Source organism: Collinsella sp. HCP3S3_E5, from assembly GCF_052067635.1.
Taxonomy (GTDB): Bacteria; Actinomycetota; Coriobacteriia; order Coriobacteriales; family Coriobacteriaceae; genus Collinsella.
The window spans coordinates 49,490-69,930 of record NZ_JBQHQF010000002.1 but is presented as its reverse complement, the minus strand read 5'-3'; the positions used below and the strand labels follow the sequence as shown (position 1 = coordinate 69,930).

General features: G+C 60.7%; 18 protein-coding genes, 1 other RNA gene and 1 pseudogene. 11 read left to right on the top strand and 9 right to left on the bottom strand.

The annotated features are described in order from the left end of the window. Positions 1-47: 47 nt before the first annotated feature. The gene (locus ACTM82_RS01065) at positions 48-1,331 is read right to left on the bottom strand and encodes an O-acetylhomoserine aminocarboxypropyltransferase/cysteine synthase family protein (protein WP_441053935.1); all 1,284 of its coding nucleotides are present in this window, start codon (positions 1,329-1,331) and stop codon (positions 48-50) included. A 170-nt stretch (positions 1,332-1,501) separates the two neighbouring features. Here ACTM82_RS01065 and ACTM82_RS01060 point away from each other — a divergent pair, with 170 nt between their 5' ends. Beyond that, complete coding sequence (locus tag ACTM82_RS01060) at positions 1,502-2,008, top strand: C-GCAxxG-C-C family protein (protein WP_427727569.1); 507 nt, start codon at positions 1,502-1,504, stop codon at positions 2,006-2,008. Positions 2,009-2,075: 67 nt separating this feature from the next. Here ACTM82_RS01060 and ACTM82_RS01055 read toward each other — a convergent pair whose 3' ends face one another. The 3 genes from ACTM82_RS01055 to rpsA form a co-directional block, all read right to left on the bottom strand. Next, positions 2,076-2,714 (bottom strand): YigZ family protein, encoded by a 639-nt coding sequence (locus tag ACTM82_RS01055; protein WP_195838524.1) that lies wholly within the window; start codon positions 2,712-2,714, stop codon positions 2,076-2,078. 355 nt (positions 2,715-3,069) lie between these two features. Continuing rightward, positions 3,070-3,431: RNase P RNA component class A (gene rnpB / locus ACTM82_RS01050), an RNA gene on the bottom strand. 341 nt (positions 3,432-3,772) lie between these two features. Continuing rightward, on the bottom strand, positions 3,773-4,939 hold the full coding sequence (rpsA, locus tag ACTM82_RS01045) for a 30S ribosomal protein S1 (protein ID WP_154515317.1): 1,167 nt from the start codon (positions 4,937-4,939) through the stop codon (positions 3,773-3,775). A gap of 337 nt (positions 4,940-5,276) precedes the next feature. Here rpsA and ACTM82_RS01040 point away from each other — a divergent pair, with 337 nt between their 5' ends. Then, the gene (locus ACTM82_RS01040) at positions 5,277-6,011 is read left to right on the top strand and encodes an HAD family hydrolase (RefSeq protein ID WP_441088499.1); all 735 of its coding nucleotides are present in this window, start codon (positions 5,277-5,279) and stop codon (positions 6,009-6,011) included. A gap of 87 nt (positions 6,012-6,098) precedes the next feature. Here ACTM82_RS01040 and ACTM82_RS01035 read toward each other — a convergent pair whose 3' ends face one another. Continuing rightward, positions 6,099-6,488, bottom strand: a complete 390-nt coding sequence (locus ACTM82_RS01035) for a hypothetical protein (RefSeq protein ID WP_441048626.1) — start codon at positions 6,486-6,488, stop codon at positions 6,099-6,101. 298 nt (positions 6,489-6,786) lie between these two features. Between ACTM82_RS01035 and trpS the strand changes: the two genes are divergently transcribed. From trpS to ACTM82_RS01020, 3 genes are all read left to right on the top strand, one after another. Then, on the top strand, positions 6,787-7,836 hold the full coding sequence (gene trpS, locus ACTM82_RS01030; RefSeq protein WP_441053939.1) for a tryptophan--tRNA ligase: 1,050 nt from the start codon (positions 6,787-6,789) through the stop codon (positions 7,834-7,836). Between the two features lie 136 nt (positions 7,837-7,972). Then, a complete protein-coding gene (locus ACTM82_RS01025) occupies positions 7,973-8,836 on the top strand; it encodes an HAD-IIB family hydrolase (RefSeq protein ID WP_233540280.1) in 864 nt (287 codons plus the stop codon). Between the two features lie 194 nt (positions 8,837-9,030). After that, on the top strand, positions 9,031-9,393 hold the full coding sequence (locus ACTM82_RS01020) for an MGMT family protein (RefSeq protein WP_441053976.1): 363 nt from the start codon (positions 9,031-9,033) through the stop codon (positions 9,391-9,393). Between the two features lie 1,407 nt (positions 9,394-10,800). On the opposite strand, the gene ACTM82_RS01015 is transcribed toward ACTM82_RS01020, so the two are convergent. Next, positions 10,801-12,051 (bottom strand): MFS transporter, encoded by a 1,251-nt coding sequence (locus ACTM82_RS01015; RefSeq protein WP_117799207.1) that lies wholly within the window; start codon positions 12,049-12,051, stop codon positions 10,801-10,803. A 394-nt stretch (positions 12,052-12,445) separates the two neighbouring features. Here ACTM82_RS01015 and ACTM82_RS01010 point away from each other — a divergent pair, with 394 nt between their 5' ends. The 5 genes and pseudogenes from ACTM82_RS01010 to ACTM82_RS00990 all read left to right on the top strand — a co-directional run. After that, a complete protein-coding gene (locus ACTM82_RS01010; protein ID WP_118345662.1) occupies positions 12,446-13,465 on the top strand; it encodes an SPFH domain-containing protein in 1,020 nt (339 codons plus the stop codon). 64 nt (positions 13,466-13,529) lie between these two features. Next, complete coding sequence (locus ACTM82_RS01005; protein ID WP_117734980.1) at positions 13,530-13,721, top strand: Arc family DNA binding domain-containing protein; 192 nt, start codon at positions 13,530-13,532, stop codon at positions 13,719-13,721. Between the two features lie 343 nt (positions 13,722-14,064). Further along, positions 14,065-14,685: a helix-turn-helix domain-containing protein gene (locus ACTM82_RS01000; protein ID WP_117762863.1), complete on the top strand. Its 621-nt coding sequence runs from the start codon at positions 14,065-14,067 to the stop codon at positions 14,683-14,685. 100 nt (positions 14,686-14,785) lie between these two features. Next, positions 14,786-15,139, top strand: coding sequence for a hypothetical protein (locus tag ACTM82_RS00995; RefSeq protein WP_441031854.1), 354 nt, complete (start codon positions 14,786-14,788; stop codon positions 15,137-15,139). A gap of 146 nt (positions 15,140-15,285) precedes the next feature. Beyond that, a pseudogene (locus ACTM82_RS00990) lies at positions 15,286-15,456 on the top strand (helix-turn-helix transcriptional regulator); the annotation flags it as partial. Positions 15,457-15,822: 366 nt separating this feature from the next. Here ACTM82_RS00990 and ACTM82_RS00985 read toward each other — a convergent pair. Next, positions 15,823-17,145, bottom strand: coding sequence for an L-cysteine desulfidase family protein (locus ACTM82_RS00985; RefSeq protein WP_441053942.1), 1,323 nt, complete (start codon positions 17,143-17,145; stop codon positions 15,823-15,825). Positions 17,146-17,412: 267 nt separating this feature from the next. On the opposite strand from ACTM82_RS00985, the gene rpiB reads away from it, so the two are divergent. Then, positions 17,413-17,880, top strand: coding sequence for a ribose 5-phosphate isomerase B (gene rpiB / locus ACTM82_RS00980; protein ID WP_055251633.1), 468 nt, complete (start codon positions 17,413-17,415; stop codon positions 17,878-17,880). Between the two features lie 177 nt (positions 17,881-18,057). On the opposite strand, the gene ndk is transcribed toward rpiB, so the two are convergent. Together ndk and argH are read right to left on the bottom strand one after the other, a co-directional pair. After that, entirely contained in the window at positions 18,058-18,462 is a 405-nt protein-coding gene (ndk, locus tag ACTM82_RS00975; protein ID WP_055251725.1) for a nucleoside-diphosphate kinase, read from the bottom strand. 377 nt (positions 18,463-18,839) lie between these two features. Beyond that, positions 18,840-20,270, bottom strand: a complete 1,431-nt coding sequence (argH, locus tag ACTM82_RS00970) for an argininosuccinate lyase (RefSeq protein WP_441053944.1) — start codon at positions 20,268-20,270, stop codon at positions 18,840-18,842. Positions 20,271-20,441 lie beyond the last annotated feature (171 nt).

The following is a 20,441-nucleotide window of genomic DNA, read 5'->3' as shown; positions in this document are numbered from 1 at the left end:
GTCGCCGAAGCTTTCTGCCGGCATCGGCGCCTTGCACGAACGCTAGCCTAGCACTGCTCGAGCGCCTGCTCAAGGTCGGCAATCATATCGGCCGTATCCTCGAGACCGCACGACAGGCGCACCATGTCGGCGGAGATACCACAGGCGATAAGCTCCTCATCGTTCATCTGGCGGTGCGTGGCGTTAGCGGGATGCAGGCAGCAAGTGCGGGCGTCGGCCACATGCGTGGCGATCTGAGCGAGCTTGAGGCTCTTCATAAAGGTCTCGGCCGCCGCGCGACCACCGTTAAAGCCAAAGCTCACAACGCCGCAGGTGCCGTTGGGCATGTACTTCTGAGCCAGGTCATAGTACTTGTCGCCCTCCAGACCCGGATAGCTCACGAAGCGCACCTTGGGATGGCTCTGCAGGAACTTGGCAACAGCCAGGCCGTTCTCGCAATGACGCGGCATGCGCACATGCAGGCTCTCGAGCGAGCTGTTCAGGAAAAACGCCGCCTGCGGGTTCTGCATGGGGCCGAGGTCGCGCATGAGCTGAGCGGTTGCCTTGGTAATGAAGGCGCCCTCGCGACCGAACTTCTCGGCATAGGTCACGCCGTGGTAGCTCTCATCGGGCGTGGTGAGACCCGGGAACTTGTCCGCATGGGCCATCCAGTCAAACTGGCCGTGGTCGACGATCACGCCGCCCAGGTAGGCCGCATGGCCATCCATGTACTTGGTGGTGGAGTGCGTAACGATATCGGCTCCCCACTCAAAGGGACGGCACATCACGGGCGTCGGGAAGGTGTTGTCGACCATCAGCGGCACGCCGTGGTCATGCGCGGCCTTGGCAAAGCGCTCAATATCGAGCACGGCAAGGGCGGGGTTGGCGATCGTCTCGCCAAAGACGAGCTTGGTATTGGGCTTAAAGGCTGCCTCGAGCTCCTCATCGGTGCAATCGGGGGCAACGAACGTGCAGGTAACGCCCATACGACCCATGGTATGGGCAAGCAGGTTGTAGGTACCGCCGTAGATGGCCGAGCTTGCGACCACATGATCGCCGGCGCCGGCCACGTTAAAGATCGCGAGGAAGTTCGCAGCCATGCCCGAGCTCGTGAGCATCGCAGCGGTGCCGCCCTCCATCTCGCAGATCTTGGCGGCAACCAGATCGCACGTAGGGTTCTGCAGACGGCTGTAGAAATAGCCAGACTCCTCCAGGTCAAACAGCTTGCCCATGTGCTCGGACGTGTCGTACTTCCACGTGGTGGACTGGTAGATGGGCACCTGGCGCGGCTCCGCATCTCCCGGGTGATAGCCGCCCTGAACACATGTAGTACCGATGGTCTGCTCGCTCATATCTAGCTCCCTTGCCTGGGTTACATTTTTATCCGGTTCACGATACCGCTACCCCGCACCCCTCTCAACCCATCCCCAAGGTAGGTTATGAGACAAATCAACCGGGGGCATTTATCGCAGATCTTGGCATTTATTCGATAGATAAAAATGAGGCATACATGAGGCTTTCGATGAACAAATGCATCGGCAAGGGTACCATAGGCGAGTACACCGTTACCGAGGAGACAACGATGAAGCAAATCGATACTGCCCAGCTCGACATCACCGCCTGTCAGGCTCAGGCTGCCGAATACCACGCCCGTGGCTTTAACTGCGCACAGGCCGTCGCCTGCACGCTCGCACCCGCCGTCGGGCTCGACCCCCAGACCGCCTTTATCCTCACCGAGGGCTTTGGCGCCGGCATGGGCGGCATGACCGAGACCTGCGGCGCTATCTCGGGCGCCGTGGCCATCATGGGCTTTGTAATGAGCGACGGCATGGATAACCCCAAGACCAAGGGCCAGACTTACAAGCTGTCGCGCGAAATCGCCAAGCGTTTTAAAACGAAAAACACGACGACCGTCTGCGGCACGCTCAAGGGCATCGGATCGGACAATGGTCCGCTCCGCAGCTGCCCCGGCTGCATCGACGACGCCATCGAGATCGCCTGCGATGTGCTAAAGCAGCTCGCCGAGTAAACGGCGGCAACAGAAAACGACGGCCGGCGTGCTTGGGATTCATCCAAAAGCACGCCGGCCGTCGCCGTTAGAACTCGGCAAATTTGGGAGCGCCGACCTCAATCTCCTCGCGCCCCGCCATAAGCTCGCGCATCTTAGCGCAAAACGGCTCCTGCTCCCCCGCCTTAAACACCAAATGGATCGTCACGGCATCCGCGTAATCGGTATCCGAAACCTTGGCACCCGAATCCTGCGCCAAACGAAGCACCTGCTCATACTGCGGATAGGCCACGTGCACGTCAACAGGCACGACGCTCGTCATCTCAACGACCTGCCCTGCCTCCTGAGCAGCTGCCACCGCCGCCTGCGTCGCCGCGGTATAGGCGCGCACCAAGCCACCGGGCCCCAACAGCGTGCCGCCAAAATAGCGCGTCACCACGCAGCAAACATTTTTGAGCCCAGCGCCGCGCAACACCTCGAGCGTCGGCATGCCGCTCGTGCGGCTCGGCTCACCGTCATCACTCTGACGCTCGCGTCCATCGACCAAAATCCACGCGGGAACATTGTGTCGAGCGTCGTAATGACGCTTGCGAACCATCTCGATGAAGGCATTCGCCTCATCCTCGGATTCAATATGGACCAGCTGGGCAATAAACCGGCTCTTGCGATCCACAAACTCGCCAGAAGCCTCAATATTCGATCGCAGAGTAAAGTAGCTGTCCAACAAAGCCCCTCAACAAAACTAAGCGCGGCAACAAACAGCCTCAATAATACGGCAAAGACAGCACCGTTGTCCTCGCCAACAAGAGCGAAAACGCCAATGATGTCGTCACCAACAGCGAGAACCCGTCAGCGCGAGCAAGGTGCCTTGAAAGACGAGATTGCAACAGAAATGAGGCTGCCGATGACCAGGCAAAAACAGCGAGATGCCAAGAACGGAACCGCCGATGATTCCGTCAACGAAAGCGAGAACCCGTCAGCGCGAGCAAGGTGCCTTGAAAGACGAGGGCATTGACCTTATGGTCATGCCCGAAGGCTTGAAAGGCAGATTGTCGCGCTGACGGGTTCGCAGCGTCAACAAAGTGCCGAGTGGGCCTATAAGCCGGGTTCTGTCGTGAACGGTCATTTATCTTGTCTGCACGTTACCGTGCAGCTCCACGCACGCTACCCGAACGCGGACCGGGCCGGCCCATAGCGTTCCTATTCGCGCTTGCTCCGGATGGGGCTTGCCAAGCCGCCGTGTTGCCACGACGCTGGTGGTCTCTTACACCACCGTTTCAGCTTTTCCCTTTACGCCTTGCGGCGCAGGTGGGAGTCTTCTTTTCTGCGGCGCTTTCCGTCGGATCACTCCGCCCGGCCGTTAGCCGGCATCCCGCCCTCTGGAGCCCGGACTTTCCTCACGCGTGCCGCAAGCAGCACATCGCGCGACCGTCTGGCCCACTCAGCAGTGCAAGAGTGTAACACACCGTTGCCGCAGGCAAAGGCACAACACAAGCGTTCGACACGATATGCCAAGAACCATGCCATGCGGTACAATAGGGTCGTCGATGGGCAACGTCGCCAGTCGAGACGCGACCGCGCTCCGCACCCCTCCGTCTACTCGGTGCGTTCCCGCCTCCTCCCCGAGGCGGGATGTCGGCATTTTCATGCACCGACAACCCAATAGCCTGTGAACAGCCCGGACAGCGTTGCGCACGAGTAGCATTGCGCACCTCACCGGCAAACGCAAAAAGGGACCCGTCCATTGCGGACGGATCCCTTAAAGCAAGTGATCGTCAAACCGATTTACTCGGCGTCGGTCTCCTCGTCCTTCTTCTCGGAAGGCAGCGGGGTAACCTCGATCTCGACGCCCAGAGTCTCAGCAGCGGACTTCATCGACAGGGAGATACGACGACGGTCGAGGTCGATCTCCATGACCTTGACCTGAACCTTGTCGCCCACGTGGGTGACCTGAGAAGGCTGGTCGACGTGCTTGTTGGCCATCTCGGAGATGTGCACCAGGCCCTCGATGCCCTCGCCCAGATCGACGAAAGCGCCAAACGGGACAAGCTTGGTCACCGTGCCCTCGACGATAGCGCCGACGGGGTACTTCTTGACCAGTGCGCGCCACGGATCCTCGGTGGTCTGCTTGAGACCCAGGGAGATGCGCTCGCGGTTGAGATCGACGTCGAGAACCTCGACCTCGACCTCCTGGCCGACCTTGACAACCTCGGAAGGATGGTTGACGTGGTTCCAGGAGAGCTCGGAGATGTGGATGAGACCGTCGATACCGCCGAGGTCGACGAAGGCGCCGAAGTCGACGATGGAGGAAACGGTGCCCTGGAGACGCATGCCAGACTTGAGCTTGGACAGGATCTCGGAACGCTCGGCCTTACGGGACTCCTCAAGCACGACGCGACGGGAGAGAACGACGTTGTTGCGGTTGCGGTCCATCTCGATGACGCGGGCCTCGATGCGGGTGCCCATGTAGGAGGTGAGGTCCTTGACGCGACGGAGGTCGACGAGGGAAGCGGGCAGGAAGCCACGCAGGCCGATGTCGAGGATCAGGCCGCCCTTGACAACCTCGATAACCTCGCCCTCGACGTTCTCGCCGGAGTTGAACTTCTCCTCGATGCGGTTCCAAGCACGCTCGTACTCGGCACGCTTCTTGGAAAGGACCAGACGACCGTCCTTGTCCTCCTTCTGGAGAACCAGGGCCTCGATGGAATCACCGAGTGCAACGATGTCTGCAGGGTTAGCGTCCTTGCGGATGGACAGCTCGCGGACCGGGATAACGCCCTCGGACTTGAATCCGATGTCAACGAGCACCTCGTCATGCTCGATCTTAACGACAGTACCGTTAACGAGATCGCCCTCATCAAAGTCGGTAATCGTACCGTCGATGAGGTTGTTCATCTCCTCCTCGTTGACATCGTCAAGAGAGAAAATGGACGAGTTCTGAATCTCACTCAAAGGTGGACCCCTTTCGAACTACGGGGCCCCGATTGCTAGGACCTACAGAAGGGTGCGACAAGCACACAACGTTTAGGAACACTCGGGAGCCGACAGATACTAATGTGACGCTTATGCAATCACGTTCGTATAGGTTACGTGGAAATCACTTCGATTTCAAGCGTGAACTGCGATTTTTTACTCGTATGGAGACTTTTTCGCAATCTTGTGAACGACCGTCTCCATAAGTTGACGATAAGCAGTTGAGTATACGGCTTTGGGGTAAAGTATCCGGAGCCCACGTTCTAAACGATTTTTCGAGAAAGGTGCCCGCGTGCTCAAAGCAGTCGTTTTCGATATGGACGAGACGCTTCTCAGCATCAATCTCAACGCGTTTATCCTTCGCTATTTTAAGGATGTCTCGTCAATGCTCGCGGATATCGGACGATGCAGCCGCGGTGGTACGATGGCACGCCTCGGCACCATCCTGGTCGACCTCAACGCCAATCGCCGAAGCGGCACGGACAATCGCACCAATCTTAAGTTTTACCGCACCGAGGTCGAGCGCAGGTGCGGCATCTGCCTCTCGGACCCACTCATCTATGAGGCTTTTACCTACTATGAACGCGAAGTTCTCCCGTACAAGAATGACGATGCCATCAATGCCCACGCCATGCCGGGTGCGCACGCCGCGCTTCAAGCCGTACAGGACGCGGGGCTGCGCTGTGCGCTCTTCACCAACCCCAGCTTTCCCCAAGGGGCCATCGAGTGCCGCATGGGCTGGGGCGAGCTGACAGACGCGCCCTTCGAGCTCGTAACGCACATGGGCAACGCCACGCGCTGCAAGCCCGATGCCACATATTATCTAGGGCAGCTGCAGGTCATGGGGCTCGAGCCACATGAGGTTCTCATGGTGGGCAACGACCCCAAGCGCGATTTCCCCAGCCCCGCCTGCGGCATTCAAACCGCCTATGTGGGCCAAGGAAAGCCCGGCCGAGCCACCTGGCGTGGAACCATGGAAGACTTCGCCCGCGACTTTAACGCCGTAGTAGAAGCCTTCTACGAGCACCAAATAGCCGACGAACTAAGCTAGTCCCCAAATCAGGAATGGGGCGCACGTTTGCCCCACGCTTCGTTACGTGGGCAACGGCTTGAGGGCAAGATGCGATGCCCCAGTGTCCTAGGCCGTGATCATTTTGACGCGTTCGCCGATTTTGGAGTCGCGCCTGTCGGAAATAACAGTAAAGCCCTCCAGGTCGCACACCTTTACATTTGAAAACACGTGGAACTTGGAGCTATCGGCGAGTACGCAACTCGCTTGGGAATTCTGCATCACGATACGTTTTTTGATAGCCTCGGGATAACCTGGCGTCATGATGCCGCGGTCCTCGTCCACCGCATTGACACCTATAAACGCCCGGTCAAAGTACAGCTCGCGCAGCGCGCTCTCAACCATAGGACCGGTGAGCGAGCAGGTAACGGGGTTGAAGTCGCCGCCAATTACCACCACCTTAGCAGCAAGCTCGCCCGTAAACCGACATGCATAGCCGTTGGTGGTGTAGATAGTCACCGGCTTGTCGACGAGCAGGCTCAGGAGCGCCGTCGCGGTGGTACCGGAGTCGACAGCGAGATGAGACCGTCACGCCCGAAGACCCCGCTTTCGCCGCCGAGGAGCGCGCGGCGCACGCGGCCCATGAGGAGCGGCTCGAGCATATCGAGGGGCTCCTTCCCAAGAAGGGAAACGACCCTGCGGGACGACACGGCGAAAACCATCGTTGATTCCGGCAAGAGACGCCGTTTCTCTGGTAGCTTCATCTTCAACCAAGACCGACAATGCCGGCCAGGCACTCAACCCAAAAGGAGACAGCATGCCCAACGAGCTCAGCTATGAGGTCAGCCTCGAGCGCAGCAACCAGATCCGCGCCGACCTGCCGCAGCACCCCGAGAAGTACACCATGCTCACCGGCGACCGCCCCACCGGCCGCCTGCACCTCGGCCACTACTTCGGCACGCTCAAGAGCCGTGTCGAGCTGCAGGACATGGGCGTCCACACCAACGTGCTCATCGCCGACTACCAGGTCATCACCGACCGCGACAGCACCGAGCACATCCAGGACAACGTGTACAACATGGTCATGGACTACCTTGCCTGCGGCATCGACCCCGACAAGACCATGATCTACGCGCACTCCGCCGTGCCCGCGGCAAACCAGCTCATGCTGCCGTTCTTGTCGCTCGTCTCCGAGGCCCTGCTGCAGCGCAACCCCACCGTCAAGGCCGAGATGGAGGCCAGCGGCCATGAGCTCACCGGCCTTTTGCTCACCTACCCCGTGCACCAGGCGTGCGACATCTTGTTCTGCAAGGGCAACGTGGTGCCGGTCGGGCGCGACCAGCTGCCGCACATCGAGCTCACCCGCACCATCGCACGCAAGTTCAACAACCGCTACGGCAAGGTGTTCCCCGAGGTCGACGCGCTGCTGTCCGACACGCCGCTGCTGCCCGGCCTTGACGGGCGCAAGATGAGCAAGTCCTACGGCAACGCCATCAACATCTCCATGACCGCCGAGGAGACGGCCAAGCGCATCAAGAAGAGCCAGACCGACGGCGAGCGCATGATCACGTTTGACCCCGAGAACCGCCCCGGCGTGTCCGGCCTGCTTTCGACAGCCGCCATCTGCACCGGCCGTTCCGAAGTCGAGATTGCCGAAGAGATTGGCATGGGTGGCTCTGGCCAACTCAAGAAATACGTGACCGAGGCGGTCAACGAGTACTTCGCGCCGATCCGCGAGCGTCGCCAGCGCTATGAGAACGACCTGGACTATGTGAAGGACGTGCTGCACGAGGGCAACCGCCGCGCTAACGAGGTCGCCGAGGCCACGCTCGCCGAGGTACGCGAAGCCATGGGAATGGTGTACTAAGCCATCCGGCTCGCGGAAACGCGCCGCGACACGCGAATGGGCCATCTTCACGTGTCCACGCCTTCGACATAGCCAAGGTCTTACGAGGTGGGCGATAATAAGCCCGCCTCGTTTTTTACGTTGTATGGGGGATTGCATGTACCGACTTGTTGCCAGCGATATGGATGAGACGTTTCTCGATGCCGACCACGCCATCCCGGCGTCCAATCTCCGAGCACTCAAACGCATGAGGGAGCTCGGTGTGCTGTTCGTCCCTTCGAGCGGGCGATGGTATTCCTCTATCATGGACAACTTCTCGGGGGAGGCCCGCGAGTTGATCGAAGACGGCTATGTGCTCTCCTATAACGGCGGCTTCATCAACCGCGTGGGAGACCCCACCCCGCTCACCACCTGCGGCCTTTCCAACGAATGCGCGAACGCGATCTATGCAAAGGGGCTCGAACTCGGACTCTGCATGCACGTCAACGTCGCCGACGGCCACGTGTTCGTGAATGACGCACCCACACGGGAGCGCGACTATCTGGAATCGATCACCGGGGTCACTCATTTTCGCGGATCTGACCATCCCGACCTCTCATTCCTTGAAGGCCGTGGCATCGTGAAGATCCTGTACGTCGACTGGGACTTCGATGAGCTGCAGGAATTGGGCCGCAAGCTCGCGCCGATGGCCGAGCGACTCGGCGTTGACATCACCTTCTCCTCCAAGCGCTACCTCGAACTCATGCCCGCAGGCGTTGACAAAGGGACGGGGCTCACGCGCCTTGCCGATATGCTGGGAATTCCGATGTCCGAGGTCATCGCCGTTGGTGATTCCGCAAACGACCTCTCCATGATCAAGGCGGCGGGACTGGGCGTCGGCGTGGCGAATGTCACCGACGACGTGCGGCCGTATTGCGATGTCGTCCTTGAAACGGCTGGGACTGAGGGTGCGTTCTCCGAACTCATCGAGCGATTCCTTGAACCCCAACGACCACATGTCACTGTGTCTTTCTATTTGTAACCCTTGATTAACTTATGGAGAGGCTGTGTGCTCGTCGGTCTACGACTTGGGTCTCAGAGAATTAGCTATAGTTAACTTAATGAAGGCACGGGTGAATTAAAGACCTTCGACACGAACGTTGCGCCTTCCCTCCCCTCGCGCAACACCTCTTTGGAAAGGCGCCCCGCGCATGTGGGGCGCCTTTCTTGACTACAATGGCGATATCGATTGAAAGTGAGGGCGGCATGGCAGACCGGGACACCGACGGATTCTTCAACCGCGTATACGACATGGTACGCCAGGTGCCCTGCGGCATGGTTGCCACATATGGTCAGATCGCCAAGCTCGTTGGTGAGCCCCGTCGAGCCCGATACGTGGGATACGCCCTGCACGTCAATCCGGAACCCAGCACCATCCCCTGTCATCGCATCGTATTCGCCGACGGACGCCTCGCGGAGGGGTTCGCCTTCGGTGGGCCCGAGGCGCAGCGCACACTGCTCGAGGACGAAGGCGTTGCCTTCCTCGCCAACGGACATGTCGACCTGCAGGCCTCTCGCTGGCCAGCGGGCCTGGTATGACAAGGGGCGCCGACAGCGCCCCTTCCCGTTTTGGATCCTTGGCAGGCAACCCAATCAAACGGTCGCCTCGAGTGCGTCCCCCGCGCGGTCGAGTGTGCTTCTGACCTTGGCACCCTGTTTGAACCACGTGCGCAGGTCCTCGAGCGTGCTGCCCGCTTGCATACACCTTGATTTTGCGACCACCCCTCGTGGTCACCGTGCAGCGGTCGCCGCTCTCGCTGTTCTCGTGCGCCGTGATCTTCTTGAGGTAATCGCGGCGAAACGCCACGACGCGGGCGTTGCTGATCTCGATGAACCAATCGTCATCGACAAGCGAAGTACCCGTGGCACCTCGGCTTGCCATCTCCTCGGAGAAGGAGAAACCGAGCGCGCGCTCCTGCCTGCCGATCTCGAGGATGCCGCGGGCCGGCATGCCGAGCATGAGCAGGGGCAGGAACCCCCCTATGAACAGGAACAGGAACGGGATGAGCACGAGCAGGCGCGCACCCTCGTCGGTGAAGACCGCCATGAAGGCGAGGACGAGCGAGAAGACGAGGGCCATGCCGTTGAAAACAATCGTCAACGGCTTGATGGCAGACCAACACAGGCCCGCCTTGGTCATGGGACCGTCGACGGCGTCCGAGACTTCGGTGCCCTCTTCCTCCAGACGGGCGAGGAGGTTGAGCGAGCACACCCCCTCGAGGCTTATCGAGCAGAACTTCCGGTCGCCCTCGAACAGGTCGATCCTCATCATCTGCGCGTGAAGCGTTGCACGGGTGATGTTGCCAAACGTCGTCTCCTTGCGGATGCCGAAGGCGTTACGCGAGAGAATGCGCCCACCGTCCACGTCGATACGCGGGATGCTCAGCAAGGCCCAGATAGCCATACCCGCGAGCGCCATGGCATGACCGAACCACACAAGTTCGTGGTCCCACTCGCCCAGCGAGACGCCCTGCCAGACGTAGACACCCAGCATGAGCAGTTCGAACGCGACGGCGCAGCAGGCGATGATCGTGCGGATGGCTGCGGGCATGCGCACCGTGAAGCAATCGAGGCTGTCCGTTGCCTCGCTGCGCTCGCGCGCGCCGCGGCGGGCGACCCATGCAGTGAGCGGGCCGACGATGAACACGGTCATACCGACGCGCAGAATGGATTCGAGCAGATTACTCATAGGGGCCACCGCCTCGAGCTCTGGAGATTAACTGCAGGAAACGCTGCCAGAACGATGGGATGCGCACAACGTAAGGAGCCGCGTATCGGCAAGCGGCGGCATCGCAATCGCCCGACGAACAGATGATGATCGGCGCCGGGCCAGACGAATTAAACAAAAGGGTGGTCGACGGCGCCCTCGCAGGCGCACCGTCGACCACCCTTCACGTCGCAGCGACCCTACGAGCCGTCCGAAACGAAACGCACTCCGCCAGAGCGCTACCCAATCTTGCGGATGCTCGGGATCGCCCAGGTGATGCCTGCTAGGATCACCATTGCAGCACCGATGAGCACGAAGCACGCGCTTACGCCGATGGCGTCCGCGAACAAGGTCGATGCGACGAGCCCCACGGGCATAGCCCAGCTGCAGACCGCTCCGTACAGACCGAAGACGCGGCCCATGCACTCGGGATCGACGCGCTCCTGCATGAGCGCCATCTGCGGCGCGCTGTACAGCGGACTCGAGACCCCCATCGCGAACGTAAGCCCCAGAAACACAACGAGCGCGGAAGGGGGCACGAGGCCGCCCGCGAGCGTGCCCGCTCCGAAGAGGCCGATGGCCAGCGTGCACGAAAGAGCGCGGTTCTTAAGGCCACCCGTCGCCCCGATCCAGCCGCTCGCCGCGATCATGCCGACCGAGAACGCGATCTCCGCGATAGCCGACTGCGTAGTGGTGCCCCCAAAATGGTCGAACACCATGAGCGGGAACAGCGCGGATATGGGCGAGAACAGGACCGAGAAGGCGAAGCCGATCCAGAGCATGGCGAACAGACCGTGATGGCGTTTGAGCTCGCGGTACCCGTTGGCCGTCTCCAATAGGAAGGCCCGCACCGCGCGGTGCGACGCCTCGGCGTTCTCCTCGGGCGTATGGCGCTCGGGCGCCGGCGTCTTGATGCCGGAGGTCGCCACCGCGATGCTCGCGAGCACCGCCCCGGCGACATCGAGCGCGATCATGAAAGTCAGACCAAACGCCGGGTAGACCGCAGCGGCGATGGCGTTGCCGATGATATAGCTACCCGACTGCATGAACTGCAGCATGCCCGCCAGCTTGCCGAGCACCTCGGGCGGGGCGATGAGCGGTGTGAGCGCGTTGAAGGCGGGCGTATGGAGCGTGCTGCCCAGCGCACGGACGAACAGCACCGCCGCCACAACGGCGACAGAAAGGTCGCCCCGAAGCGAGCCGAAGACAAGCGTGAGGCTCACGGCCGCGATGAAGAGATCGGCGCCGATCATGAGACGCTTGATGGACGTGCGGTCCACGATGGTGCCCGCGAAGGCGCCGAGGAGCGCCATGGGCAAGAAGGCCGCCAGGCTCACGAACGACAGGGCGCTCGCGGAGCCGGTGGTGAGGGTGACGTGCCAGATGAGACCCATCTGCAGAATGGAGCTCGTGAGCACGGAGAAGAACTCGCCGATCCAGACGATGGCGAGCGAGCGCTTCCAAGAAGCGCAGGGATTCGGTTGTGTCATGGAATAATCCTTTGATGCGATCGGTGGTATGCAGCGAAGTACCGGTCGCTCACGCGACCGTGGCTAGAGCCAAATCCTCATAGAAGCAAGCATGGTGCAGCTCCCCTTTCCAAATCTAGAGGTAAACCTTCAGCCGTGAGTGGAGCTATTATAGGGACTTGCGAGCCAAGATGCAACAGGAAGACCTCTACGGAGCGTAGATGCCGGGCGCCCCGAACCACTTATGCCATGAGAGACGGCATCCGATTCTCCTTGACTTGGTCTCAATGTGATATCACAATGCAATCAGCAGTCGCACGGACTGCTCGGGGACTCGCCTCCTCCCCATCGCAATCTGGAGCGCGGCGCCGGGGACGTCACGCAAACGCCGGCGCAGTCATGAAAGGAACTCACAATGAGCGTGGAAAAGCAACTCAAGGCCAAGTCGGGCTACGGCATGCTCGTCGCCGTGGCGGTGGCGCTCATCGTCATCATCGGCCTCTTTATCTGGAGCACCATCGGGCTCGCGAGCACGCCCGACGGCGTCGACGCGCCCGCAGTCTACGGATGGGGGCTCGGCCTCAGCATCCTCGCGTTTTGCCTGTGGTTCATCCCACTCAACGGATTCTTCTCGCTGCAGCCCGGCCAGGCGCGCGTGTGCATCCTGTTCGGCAAGTACGTGGGCACCGTCCGCGACGAGGGCTTCTTCTGGGCCAACCCGTTCTTTAGCAAGAGCATGGGCGGATCGGCCGGGATCGGCGAGATGATCGAGCTCGAGATGAGCGATTCCAAGGCCGCCAAGGCCGCGGCGCAGAAGGCCGCCAAGGGCAACCCCACCACTATCTCCACCCGCGTGCGCACCCTGAATGGCGAGCGCCTGAAGGTCAACGACAAAATGGGCAACCCCATCGAGATCGCAACCGTCGTGGTGTGGCACGTCGCCGATACCGCCAAGGCGCTCTTCGACGTCGACGACTACCAGAGCTATGTCGCCATGCAGGCCGAGACGGCGCTGCGCCACGTGGCGAGCGTGTACGCCTACGACCACCTGGAGGACGAGTCCGATGCCGCCGGCGCCATCACGCTGCGCGCCAATGTGGAAGAGGTCTCCGAAGCCCTGCGCCGCGAGCTCGCGATGCGCCTGGCGCCCGCCGGCGTCGAGGTCGACGATGCACGTCTCACGCACCTCGCCTACTCCCCCGAGATCGCCCAGGCGATGCTGCGCCGCCAGCAGGCCGAGGCCGTCATCGCCGCACGCAAGAAGATCGTCGAGGGCGCGGTCTCCATGGTCGACATGGCCGTGAAGGAGATGGCTGCCGGCGGCACCATCGAGCTCGACGACGAGCGCAAGGCGCAGATGGCCAGCAACCTCATGGTGGTGCTCTGCGGTGAATCCGAGGCGCACCCGGTGCTCAACGCAGGCTCGCTGTACTAACCCCAACACCAATGAGTAATTTGGGGACGGGTGCAAAATTGCACATTCGACAAGAAGGCACGTCATGGCACGCAAGCAGTATCCACTCCGTATAGACCCCGCTATCTGGGAGGCCGTCCAACGCTGGGCGGACGATGAGATGCGCAGCGCCAACGGTCAGGTGGAATGGATCTTGCGAGACGCCCTCAAACGCGCGGGAAGGCTGCCGAAGAAAGAGCCCTCGTTCAAGGGCACGCCCAAAGGCGAAGAGGGCTAAGCCGGGAAGACAGGGCTCGGCCGCTGCCGACGTCGGGACAAAGCCGCGCCCCGCGCCGCGGTCGAGGCAGAGCTGAGCCCCGCCGCTCCAAAGTCGAGCCGAACGGCGGGGCCAACACCAACCCAAAGCAAGCTCGCCCCCTCTATACGCACCAACCGGTCCCCGGAGGCATCCGCCTTTGGGGACCGTTCTTTTCCCAGCTAGATGTCGTATATAAAGCCTTTTGACAGCTCGATTTTGCCCCGTGGGGGTCAAATATAAAGACCTTTGATGGTACGATGCTCGCGTCAATGACATGGTGGCTCTCGACAGGGGTCACCCCGACCCTCTAGGGAGCAAACGCATGGAGCTGGGCTCGCACATCAAGGAGCATCGCACGGAGCTCGGACTGTCCCAAGACGATCTGGCGGAGCGCATCTACGTGTCGCGCCAGACCATCAGCAACTGGGAGTGCGGCCGTACGTATCCGGATGTCCAGAGCCTGCTGCTGCTTTCCAACGTGTTCGGGGTGACCGTGGACTCCCTCATCAAAGGAGATGTGGAAACCATGGCACAGGTAATGAACGAAGCGGTCAAGAAGTACAACGCCCTATCCACAATCACGGTCGTGAGTGCGGTCGTGTTTTTGGTGCTGAGCGCGTGGGCGGCGTTCCAGTTCGAATGGGGCTGGGGCATGCACATCGCGCCCACCGCGGCGTTTGCCGCCGTGGCGCTCGTCGTGATGCTCGTGGCGTTCGTGTATATGGAACGCATGAAGAAGCAGCACGACCTCGTCACGTACCGCGAGGTGTTGGCGTTTAGCCGCGGCGAGCAGGTCGATCGCGACACGCTCGAGGGGCGCCGTGAGCGCGAGATGAACCCTTGGGTCAAGGGCACGCGCAACGCGGTGCAGATCATCATCGGCGCCATCGCCGGCGGACTGGTGGGCGTCGGCATCGGCATGCTCGCCAAGATGCTGAGTTAAAAGCGCGGGTACGCACCCGTTCCCCGAAATGGTATCCCCCTTAGCCCCCATTCTGAAGATGTATGCCAGAATGGGGGCGATTCCCGTTAGGAGGTGCCCCATGAACGTCACCGTACGCGCGTCCCTCATCGCATTGATCGCAATCGTTGGCGCCTGCTGGGCAATCCCCGTCCTCCTGGTGAGGGTCGTCCCACCCGATGCCGGCATGATCGCCATGATGGCGCTGATCTACCCCGTGCTCCCCGCAACTGCAATCACCCTCGGCCTGCTCGCCGCGAACTCCGCGAGGACGCTCTTCTGGGTACCCGCGGCGCTCGGAATCGGACCCGCGGTCCTGTTTCCCCTCAAGGTCGAGGGCAGCCAGGACCTTGCGTTCCATGGGGTTGCCTATACCGCAATCGGCTACGCCGCCATGGGCCTGTACACTTGGATGACTGCTCGACAACATCGCTAAGCCATCGCAGCAACAATCATGCAGGTAAACCCCGTGCAAAACAGTTTTTGCAGCGCCCGGCAAGCCTTGCCGCATATGATGTACAACAGATTCGATAGCGCACCCGGCGTGTTCGCGGGACGCTCCTTCACGACCGGGAGGTGACGATGGACATCAGCAACCAGATCAAGACGCGGCGCGAGGCGATGGGCCTCTCGCAAGAGCAACTTGCCGAGAAGCTCTATGTATCGCGTCAGACGATCAGCAACTGGGAGCGGGACAAGACGTATCCGGACGTCCAGAGTCTGCTCATGCTGAGCATCCTATTCGACACCTCCATAGACACGCTCGTGAAGGGAGACGTGACCGTTATGGAAGAGGCAGTCGAAAGAGATCGCAAGCGCATGGGAACGCGGATGCTATGGCTGGCCGTGCTGATGCTCGCGTTGCTGGCGGTGGCGTTCGCACTGATACTGTCGCCGGCGTTTAACTGGATGGAGGGCACCTGGGGCGCCGGCGTCGCCGCGGCTGCGACGTTCCTGCCGGCGATAGCGGCGCTTGTTGTCGCAACCGTCCTCGAGCGCATCAAGCGCGAGAACGACCTGGTGACATACCGCGAGATCCTCGCTGTCCGCAATGCAGGCAGGTGCTTTACGGCCACAAGCGCGATAGTTTCAACAACAAGATGCAGTGCCCCAGAGCCCCTAGCAGTCGACGATGGTCTTGCCGATCATGATGTTGAGGATCTCGACGTCGGTATCCTTCATGCCAACGCGGCCCACATAGCCCATGCTGGCGATCGTCTCTTCCACCGTATCCTGAATCAGGCCCTCTCCGGCACGGAAGCCGCGGCCCTGCATGGCCATATCGTGGCCCAGAATCGCCGCATCAACGGCAGCGGAAATCTTGGCGGCGCAGCTTGCCTTGGCGCCATCGCACACGATGCCGCCCACGTTACCGAGCGTATTGGAGACCGTCGCGCCGATCTGCTCGCGCGTGCCACCGCACAGCCAGGTAATCGCCGCGCCGGCACCGCACGCAGCGCAAATAGCACCGCAAAACGCCGAGAGCGCACCAATATAGCTCTTGATATGCACGGCAATAAGATCGGACAGCATCACGGCACGCACCAGGCGCTCGTGGTCGCAGCGCAGGTAGTCGGCATATTCCATAACGGGCAACGCACAGGTAATACCCTGGTTGCCCGAGCCGCACACAATGGCGACCGGCAGCGCACAGCCGTTCATACGGGCGTCAGACCCGGCGGCCGCACGCGCACGCGCACGGCAGGCGACGTCGTCGGCGCGAGCGCCCAGCAGCGTACGGCCCACCTCGGCGCCCCAAGCGTTCGCCAAGCCCTCGGCGCTAATAGCGCCGTTCAGCTCAATCTGACGCTCAACGGCAGCGCGGGCGCCCTCGATGTCACCGTCCTCGATAAAGTCAATGATAGACTCAATCGACATGGGCGTACCGGCGTTATCGGCGGCACGCTCGGCCACAACGCGCTCGGCGCAGGCGGCACACTCCCCCGCCGACTTGCCACACACCGGAATGCCATCGAGTGTATGGCACGTAACATTGGTGTGATGGTCGGTGATCTCGACGACCGCAGTATGACCTCCGGCCGTGGCAGTCACCTTAATGTAGAGGTTGGGCACACCCTCGACAAGCGACACATCGCAGTAGTCGGCATCGGAGAGCAGCTCGGTCACGCGAGCACGGTCTGCATCGCCAACACTCTCGAGCACCTCGAGCGCGCTCTTGGCGTCACCGCCCACGGCACCCAGCACGGCCGCGGCCTCAATACCGTGCATACCGCCCGAGTTGGGCACGGTCACGCTCTTTACGTTCTTGATGATGTTGCCTGAGCAGGCAACATCCATATGTTCGGGTTCGCAACCGAGCGTCTGGCTCGCCAGCGCCGCCGCATAGGCAACGGCAATGGGCTCGGTGCAGCCGAGCGCACAGACAAGCTCGCGGTTCAAAACATCACAAAACGCGGCATCACGGATGGAATCGGTAGGCATAGGTATCTCCTACATGTATAACGGGTTGCTCTCGCAAGTATCAACTTCTCCATTTGATAACAAGGCACCAAAAACCGCAAGTCGAGTTCCGGCAGACGGCCGCCAGAAGCAAATTGGCGGCATTTTTCGTGATGGGCTGATGTTCGTGTCCGCTAAAGCGTTTGACCAAAAAACGCCCGAGTGTTTAGGCAAAAGACGCGCTATCATGCAGTCGAACGCGGTAAAACCTTTAGCAATTCCGCCGCACGGACCAGAGAGGAACCACTCATGAAGATCGGTATCGGCAACGACCACGCCGCCGTCGAGCTCAAGAACATCATTTCCGAGCACCTGAAGGAGCGCGGCTGCGAGGTCGTGAACTTTGGCACCGACACCTCCGAGAGCTTTGATTACCCCATCGCCGGCTACAAGGTGGGCAAAGCCGTAGCCAACGGCGACGTCGATCTGGGCATCCTGATCTGCGGCACCGGTGTCGGGATTAGCTTGGCCGCCAACAAGGTCGAGGGCGTTCGTGCCGTCGTGTGCTCCGAGCCCTTCAGCGCCAAGCTCTCGCGCATGCACAACAACACCAACGTGCTCGCCTTTGGCGCCCGCGTCGTGGGCTCCGAGCTCGCCAAGATGATCGTCGACGAGTGGCTCGATGCCGAGTTCGAGGGCGGCCGTCACGAGCGTCGCGTCAATCTCCTCAACGAGATCGACCAGACCCGCGGACTCAAGGTCGTCGACGAGGCCTAAAGACTTACAACACCATACGTTAACGACAGCCCCCGTCCGGAACACACATCCGGACGGGGGCTGTTTAGTAGTTTTTTGGGATATACCTAGAAATCTACTGGAATAAAAAGGGCGCCGCGGATGGAATTCCGCGGCGCCAAAGCCACACGCTAACAGCTTTGAGGAGTCAAAGCTGGTTTAGCCAAAGAAGCGCTTGATCTCGATCTCGGCGTTCTCCAGGCAGTCGGAGCCGTGAATCACGTTGGCGTTGACATCGACAGCGAAGTCGCCGCGGATGGTGCCGGGGGCAGCATCAAGCGGGTTGGTAGCGCCCATAAGAGTGCGCATCTTGGAGACAGCAGAAAGACCGGAAACGACCATCTTGACGACCGGACCGCTCGTCATAAAGTCGCAGAGACCGCCAAAGAAAGGCTTGTCGGCCAGATGAGCGTAGTGCTCCTCGACGGTAGCGCGCTCGAGCGTGGTCATCTCCATGCGCTCGATGACAAGGCCGCTGCGCTCAATGCGAGCAACGATCTCGCCGATCTTGCGATCGCGCACAGCGTCGGGCTTAATCATAATGAAGGTCTTCTCGATAGCCATAAGGTAGCCTTTCAAGTAGGTTCGCGCGTGCCCAAGTCCCATTCCGGCACCCGCCTGGACTGCATCGTAACAGAGTTTTAGCTGCAGTTAAACAAAAAACTGTTTATTGAAACACTACAATTTATTAAAACGTTCCATATGTGTCACTTCTGTTTCGAAGCCCGATTAGAGTACCATCCGACCGCGCATCAACCGCACCGAACCGAGCGGACGGTCGGTTGCCGCCCGTGAACGTAGCCCCTTCACAACCTGCCCAAAGGTCCTACAGAAGTTATCGACAAGCCCCTTCCTTCTCTATAACAAAACGGGTGCCCACCGTAGCGGGCACCCGTAAAGGCAAGATATGATGAACACACCAGACAGACGCATCCAATAAGCTAATTAGCTCCGTGGCCCATCTCGACGACCTTGGTCAGCGATCCAACCACGTCCTCATCGGCCACGAGCTGCGCCTCGGCACGCTGCAGCTGCACGGCAACGGCGGCAGGAGCGGTGCCGCCCTCGGTCGTGCGCGCGGCAACGATCGACGGGATGTCGAGCGCCTCGGTAATATCGCGCTCAAAAAGCGGGCTCGCCTCCTGGAACACCTTAAACGGCAGGTCCTCAAGATTGCAGCCGCGCTTCTCACACATCAGGACCAGGTGCCCCACCACAGCGTGCGCCTCGCGGAATGGCAAGCCGCGCTTAGCCAGGTAGTCGGCAACGTCGGTGGCGGCAAGGTGCCCCACGCCGCACTCGCGCGCCATGGCATCCTCGTTGACGGTCCAAGTCGAAATCATGCCGGCCATAACGGACAGGCACTGCATGAGCGTGTGAGCGGTATCGAGCGCACCCTCCTTGTCCTCCTGCAGGTCCTTGTTATAGGCCAACGGCAAGCCCTTCATGGTCACCAGTAGCTGCACCAGGTTGCCGTAGACGCGGCCGCTCTTGCCGCGGATCAGCTCGGCAAAGTCGGGATTTTTCTTCTGCGGCATGATGGACGAGCCGGTGGAGTAAGAGTCGGAAAGCGTGATAAAGCCAAATTCGGAGCTCGACCACAGCACGATCTCCTCGGAAAGACGCGACAGATGCATGGCCATAACGGAGCCAGCGTAATGCAGATCGAGCAGGAAATCGCGATCGGAAACAGCGTCGAGCGAGTTAGGGATCACACCCGCAAAGCCAAGTTCGGCAGCCGTCATCTGGCGATCGAGCGGATAGCTCGTGCCGGCAAGCGCGGCAGCACCCAGCGGGCAGTTGTCAGCGGCATCAAAGGCGGCCTTTAGCCGTGTAAAGTCGCGCGCGAACATCCAGGAATACGCCAGCAGATGATGCGACAGCAGCACGGGCTGAGCATGCTGCATGTGCGTGTAGCCAGGTAGAATCACTTTGTCGTACTTCTTAGCCGCATCCACCAGCACATGGCGCAGCTCAAGATTGGCCTCCATGAGCTCCCTGGCCAGCGCCTTGACGCCCAGGCGTGTGTCGGTCGCCACCTGGTCGTTGCGCGAACGTCCGGTATGCAAGCGCTTACCGGCCTCGCCGATGCGACGCGTCAGCTCGCTCTCGATGGACATATGGATGTCCTCGTCGTTGATATCGAAGGTAAAGTTGCCGGCATCGATATCCTGCTCAATTCCGATCAGGCCCTCGGAGATCGCCTGCTCGTCCTCGGCACTGATGATGCCCTGGGCGGCCAGCATCTTGGCATGTGCCTTAGAGCCGGCGATATCCTGCTTATAAAGATGTTTGTCGACCGGCAGCGACGCGCCAAACTCCTGCGTGACCTCGGCCACGCCCGCCTCAAAACGACCGCCCCAAAGAGCCATGGAACCGTCTCCTTTCATCAAATACCTAAACAAGCGCCCAAAGCAAGGCACCCTGTCCCTAAAGCGATTTATCAACCGCTAGTTTTGCACATCCCCCACCGTGCGCGGGTCCATGCAGCTAATTTGCAAAGAAGTGACGCACCTGGCACTTGGCGCCCTTCGACTCCCGCC